Source organism: Bifidobacterium sp. POST2/T3 (B1), from assembly GCF_058197115.1.
The window spans coordinates 1-6,163 of the sequence record NZ_JBVPQK010000151.1 but is presented as its reverse complement, the minus strand read 5'-3'; the positions used below and the strand labels follow the sequence as shown (position 1 = coordinate 6,163).

4 protein-coding genes are annotated in these 6,163 nt (G+C 51.1%); all 4 read left to right on the top strand.

What is annotated here, in order from left to right:
• Positions 1-468: metal-dependent transcriptional regulator (locus AC0AP0_RS07720; protein ID WP_490430044.1), on the top strand; the 468-nt coding region annotated here is incomplete at its 5' end.
• Positions 469-885: 417 nt separating this feature from the next.
• Positions 886-3,312, top strand: a complete 2,427-nt coding sequence (locus AC0AP0_RS07715) for an RICIN domain-containing protein (protein WP_490430043.1) — start codon at positions 886-888, stop codon at positions 3,310-3,312.
• 56 nt (positions 3,313-3,368) lie between these two features.
• On the top strand, positions 3,369-4,439 hold the full coding sequence (locus AC0AP0_RS07710; RefSeq protein WP_490430042.1) for a glycosyltransferase family 2 protein: 1,071 nt from the start codon (positions 3,369-3,371) through the stop codon (positions 4,437-4,439).
• Between the two features lie 66 nt (positions 4,440-4,505).
• Positions 4,506-6,143, top strand: coding sequence for a glucosyltransferase domain-containing protein (locus AC0AP0_RS07705; RefSeq protein ID WP_490430041.1), 1,638 nt, complete (start codon positions 4,506-4,508; stop codon positions 6,141-6,143).
• The last annotated feature ends 20 nt before the right edge of the window (positions 6,144-6,163 follow it).

The window sequence follows — 6,163 nt, the reverse complement described above, 5'->3', positions numbered from 1 at the left end:
TTTCTGGTGGAAGTCCTGGGCTATACCTGGGATGAAGTGCACGAGGAGGCTGATGCCCTTGAGCATGCCGTCTCTGAAAAGTTGGTTGACAGGATTGATCGCTATCTGGGCCATCCAGCCCAGGATCCGCATGGGGATGCCATACCGACTGAATCCGGCAGCATGCCCGTTGTCCCTTTAACGAAGTCTTTGTCTCAGGTGGAAGATGGGCAAACCGTACGCGTTTGGCGAGTAAGCGATCAGGATCCAGCATTGCTCAGGTATCTGAGCAGGCACAGGGTACGCCCAGGGACCTTGCTGAAATTAGTCTCGCCTGTGGACGCATCAAAGGGGGCGCAAGTCCGCGTTCAGAAGATATCGGCTGGGCGAAGTATTCCCGATAAGGATGAGGATGAATCGAAGGGGATTGCTGAGCCTTTGGAATTGGACGATGCACAGGCTTCAAAAATCAAGGTAGTAATTCAATAGCTTTTGTATAAGGTAGATGTCCTGGCAGTAGTGACGGTTGCGCTGTATGTCAGGGAGCATGTCTATCAGCGCCAGCTATGAGTTCATGGATTATTTCACCATGCATCGCTTTTCTGTTGGGAGTCATGGTGCTCCCCGCAGCTGCGGGAAGATCCAGCCAAATTCCTTCAAAACGTCCAGACTCTGCCTGGTATACGCATGAATGGACTTCTCGCTTATCGTCTTCAAGCAAGGCTTGTAAATACGCCTTTTCATAGGCTGAGGTGATCGCTCGGTAGTCTTAGTCTGGTATGTTTCGAAACCAATTCTGTGATCATTGGACGAACTCGGCTTTACCTCCTAAGCTGGTACCAGTGTGGTTGGTAGGGCACATTGTTGCATGACGATTGAAGGGGAGCCGTAGCTGTGCTTTGGTCTGTGATTAAAAATATTCTGGTTATTGCTGCCACTGTTGCCATGGCCGGCCCTATGGGATTTCAGCCTAGTGCTCTTGGATCCACGGCTGCTGAATGGAATACACCACAGTCAGCAACGCAGGAAAAGGTGACTGAGGAAGAGCATGCGAGCCCCTCGACAATAGGTGATCAGGACCAGTCACAGAGCGCATCCATGCCGGACAATCCCAATCAACCCCTGCCAGAGAAAATCAGCAACGCTATACCTAAGGATGCGACCGTAGTCGCGAGTGATTTGGCTTTGACGCCAGACCAGCAGCTTAAGCAATTGGACTCAGGCAAGAAAGTTACCGATCCGAAAATCGTCGGGACGTCAACCCGTCAGGCAGATCCTTTGGCTAAGACCGATGGAGAATCATTCATCCCCGTTCATGTGGATAAAGTCAGAAAAGCCATAAAAGATTCCAAGACGGATTCCGATCAACAGATCAAGGGCAACCAAGGTGAAGCGGCAAGACCGGCAACAGCTGATTCCTCCGTACGGTCGCGTGCGTCCTTTGCTTCTTTGCAAAATAACACATACGGTGCTCACTGGGGTTTTTATCAAGGTTCACAGGCATTTTTTGAGGCTGATGGGACTCTCTTCGCGCAACAGGCCAAGGGGGTCATCGATGTTTCTGTGTGGCAGAACACTATAAATTGGGATGCTGTAAAGAACGCCGGAGTCGACGGCGCCATCATTCGCCTAGGCTACGGTTGGGGCAATGGTCTGGATAAGCAGGCCAAGAGAAACATCAGTGAATGCAAGCGTTTGGGAATCCCCTTCGGGGTCTATATCTACTCGTACGCCTATGATTCCAATACGGCCGCCGCCGAGGGCAACAATGCGGTCGATCTGTTGAGGCAGGCCGGGGTCAGCCCTTACGATCTCAGCTATCCCGTTTATTATGACTTGGAAAATTGGACCTGGGCAGGTCATAGTCATCCCACCAATCCTGGAACTTATGATCAAATAGTCAATACCTGGTGGGGCAAGTTGACATCTGCCGGATATAACAGTCTGTCCTTGTATTCATACACCAACTATCTTTATTCAGCCTTGAATTCTGATAACATCCATTCCAAGACGCATTGGGTGGCTAGCTATGGTCCGCGTACGGGTTTTCATTTCAGAAGTGCTGATAAGGGTTGGCAATATAGCAGCAGCGGTTCAGTCAGCGGCATCAACGGACACGTGGATTTGAATGCCTTTAGCAACATACGCAATCAGCCTGATTTCAGTGGAACTGACCCCAATTCATTTGCCGCCAAAGTCACGGACGTGCCTGAGGGGCGTTACTATATCGCCAGTCTTTTCGACAATCGTTATGTCGACGTAACAGGAGCCAGTCCTGACAATGGTGTGCCTCTGGATATCTGGCCATACAACGGGCAGGACAACCAGCAGTTCTATATCAAACCGGCTGGTGGCGGTAATTACACTATTGCGACCAGCTATGGCAAAGTGGTGGATGCGTCAGGACCTTCGGCTGATAACGGGACACCATTGATTCAGTTTTCGGCAAATGGCGGTCGCAATCAGCAGTGGACCCTGTATCGGGGCATTGATGGTTCGTACTACTTTGCTTCGGTATATGCCGGAAGCCGGAACAAGGTTTGGGACATCACTGCCTCAAATGATGCCCCGGGATCCAGGCTGGAACTGTGGGCGGCTAATCAAGGCCAGAATCAAAGATTCAAGCTGGTCAGCGTTAATGGAAACGGCAACGGTAACTCATCAGCATCAGGTCAGTTGGTGAGCGCTGATGGCGGAAAGTACTGGTATGAGAACGGAGCAAAAGTCCGTTCCAAGGAGGTATATGATTCTTCCGCCGGACTCTGGTACTGGGCAGGTGACGATGGTCAGCTGGCCCAGGGCTGGAAGACGCTGCCTGATGGGCGAAGGGTGTATTACGATCCCCGAACATTAGGAATGGCGCATGGCGAGAGGCTCATTGATGGGGCCTGGTATTACTTTGCCTATGACGGCAATATGGTCCGGAGCCGGGATCTCTACCTCATTTCAAGCGGCGGCAAATGGGTACGTTACGCTGCCGATGGAAAAATGGTCAAGGGCGAAAGCAGCAAGGCCGGTAAATGGTATTTCTTTGATCCCGTGACCGGCGCTATGGCTCGGGGGTGGAAGCATGTGTCGTCCAACGGCGGCAAATGGGTCTACTACGATCCGTCCAACGGCCAAATGCTCCATGGAGAGGCCCGCATCAATGGGAATTGGTACTACTTTAACGATTGGAGCGGCGCCACTACTTATGGCTGGAAGTACTTGGGATCCAACGGTGGCAAGTGGGTCTACTACGATCCGGTTATGGGGTGGATGCTAAAGGGCTGGCAGCAGGTCGAAGGCTCCATGCGCCACTTTGATGAGACGACCGGAGCGGTCCTCAATTGATTTAAAGTTTGTCTTTCTAACAATCTTTTGCGGGTATTCTGAAAGCTTGGTGGAGCATGGGTTTAAAGTTAGAAACCATGAACACTGCTGGGCAGTTGAAATCGGATCTGCCTAAAAGCGAGGCAGCCGAATCTGCCTCCGGCCACGGCGGGAATGCCGACGATCAGGGTTTCGATAGGGACGCTCCGCAACTTGCCTTGGTGATTCCTTGCTACAACGAGCAGGATGTTCTGCCTATCACTTTGCCTGCCCTGTATGCCAAGCTCTCAGACTTGGAAAAGCGTGGGTTCATTACGGAGAACAGTTACATTCTGCTCGTGGACGACGGATCTGATGATTCCACATGGTCAATTATCCAGTCGAGTCATTCCCAGTACCCTACGAGGGTACATGGCCTTAAGTTTTCTCATAATAGAGGACACCAGAACGCCCTGTATGCAGGGCTTATGGAGGCTCTGAATCGTGGATGCGACGCGGCCATTTCAATGGATGCGGACTTGCAGGATGATCCCGATGCCATTGATGCAATGGTAAAGGAGTATGCCAAAGGAAGCGACATCGTCTACGGTGTCAGGGACAACAGGGATACCGACACCGTTTTTAAGCGATCAACAGCGGATCTGTTTTATAAGATGATGTCATGGCTGGGAACTGACACAATACCGAACCATGCTGATTACCGACTTATGAGCCGTACGACCTTGAAGGCTCTGTCGCACTACACTGAAGTCAATTTGTTTTTGCGAGGTATCGTTCCTTCTCTTGGTTTCCCCCACAGCAAGGTGTACTACAAGCGCGGTTCAAGAGCGGCAGGCGAGTCCAAGTATCCTTTGAAAAAGATGATGTCATTCGCAGTGGAAGGCATTACGTCTTTTTCAATCACCCCGCTCAGAGCCATCACCGGCATCGGTCTCATTTCGGTTGCGGTAGGCATAGTGATACTTATTTATGTGCTGGTGTCCTTCTTCTGTGGTCGTGCGGTGGCCGGCTGGGGGTCTGTGATGTGTTCAATCTGGATCCTTGGAGGGCTTATCCTGTCAGGCATTGGAGTGGTGGGCGAGTATGTTGGCCGAATCTATTTGGAAGTGAAGCATCGGCCTCGCTATATCGTCGAAGAACGCATCTGATATGTACGTCAAACCACTTTTCAACCGGGAAAGTCTCGACGAGATAATTCAAAAGAGGTATTCAACGTGAAATCTGCCCTCTCTCGGCATGCACTGATGCCCATCGAATCGCTGAAGCGTCACGCTGGCATTGCTCTATTGGCCTTCATCCTTAACGCTGTTGCCTTTGCTCCTCTGATTGCCCGCCGTCATTACTCGGTGGATTCCTATCATCTGATCGACGACCAGAATGCCCCCTGGTATTTGGAGAACGGCCGATACACATGGTGGCGTTTGACCCTGCTGGCTGACAGGCTCGGCCTGAATCTGGTCTTGCGGCAACGACTGTTCATAGCAATCTGCATTGTCGGATTTTCCATTTCTTTGGTTATTCTCACGGCCTCTTTCGCCAGGCTGGGCGGTATATCCTCCTTTGGAGGGCAGTGCTGTCTGTGCCTGACCTTGTCGGTGGTATGGATCAACGTGTTTGTACTTGAATTCCTCTTGTTCCCCGAAAGCGCTGTGTCTGCAGCTGTTGGTTCCATATTCGTCAGCTTGGCCGTTAGCCTCATCCTTGGCAGACGGAATGCTTGGCTGTCGGCTTCATCCTTGATTTGTCTTTTGATTGCCCTGGGGTGCTACCAAAGTTTGGTAGGGGTGTATTTAGCGCTCGCCTTGCTAGGAGGCTGCCTGACTTCTTTAAGGGAAGGACACGAGCCTTTTACACGGGTGATGCTTCGTTGGGCCAAGGTGCTGGGCATGGCCGCATTCGGCTCTGTTTTTAATGTTATCTGCGTAAAATATTTGATACATATTAAGTACATAGTTGATCCTGGGCGTGGAGCCGGGCTTTCTTTGCCAAATATTGTCTCCAACCTCAAACAGGTATTGAAATACCAGCTGTCTCTGCTCAATAATGCCGATGGACTCATGCCCAAATTCAGCGTTACCCTGATAATGCTCTTTCTGATTGCTCTACTGGTGCTGTCCTTCCGCACCAGGCACAATCTGCCCTATGGGCAATTGGCTTGCGCCGCCCTGGTTGCCTATCTGGCAGTCTTTGCTCCTCACTATATCGAGAAAAATATTCTCTTGACCCCGCGCAGCAATATGGCTTTTTGGGCTTGGGTTGCGTCAATGACCACGGTTTTTGCAGTTTCTCTGCTTGTATCCCGGCATCAGCCGTTCATGGTCAGGGCCTCGATCGAGCCCGTGCCGGAACCGGAGCGAAAGGTCGGAGTCACGGTGGAGGGGACTGAGGCCTTCCCTGGCTCTTGCAACGGTGCCCAGCATGTTGCAGTGCTTATCGCCGTCTCTGGTGTCTTCCTCCTCTTTTCAAGCCTATGCATGGCGGATATAGCTTATGATGCCTATGTCAGTAATACCCAGGATCAGGCCTATGCCCTGAGTGTCGCTCAGAAGATCAAAGAGCATGAGGCTTCCACCGGCCAACGTGTAACAGCTATCGCCATAGTTCCTGATGCAAGCGTGCATGTCAAATACGACAATGTGCGTTATCAGAGGTATGAACTGAATCGGCGCATCATGAATACTCCTTATTCAAATTATCAGATGATCAATTATCTGAGTCATTCGAACCTCAGCAAAATCAAGATGCCTCAGTCGGACTATCGCCGATACTTTGCTGGTCGGGACTGGAACCAGCTCGATTTGGATCAGCAGCTGGTATTCTCTGGCGACAAGGCCTATCTGGCCTTGTACTAGCGGCTTGCTGCCTGCTCAGA

What these genes read in the sequence shown, in the direction of transcription:
- AC0AP0_RS07710 (WP_490430042.1), top strand. Translation starts at nt 3,369, where the DNA reads ATGGGTTTAAAGTTAGAAACCATGAACACTGCTGGGCAGTTGAAATCG.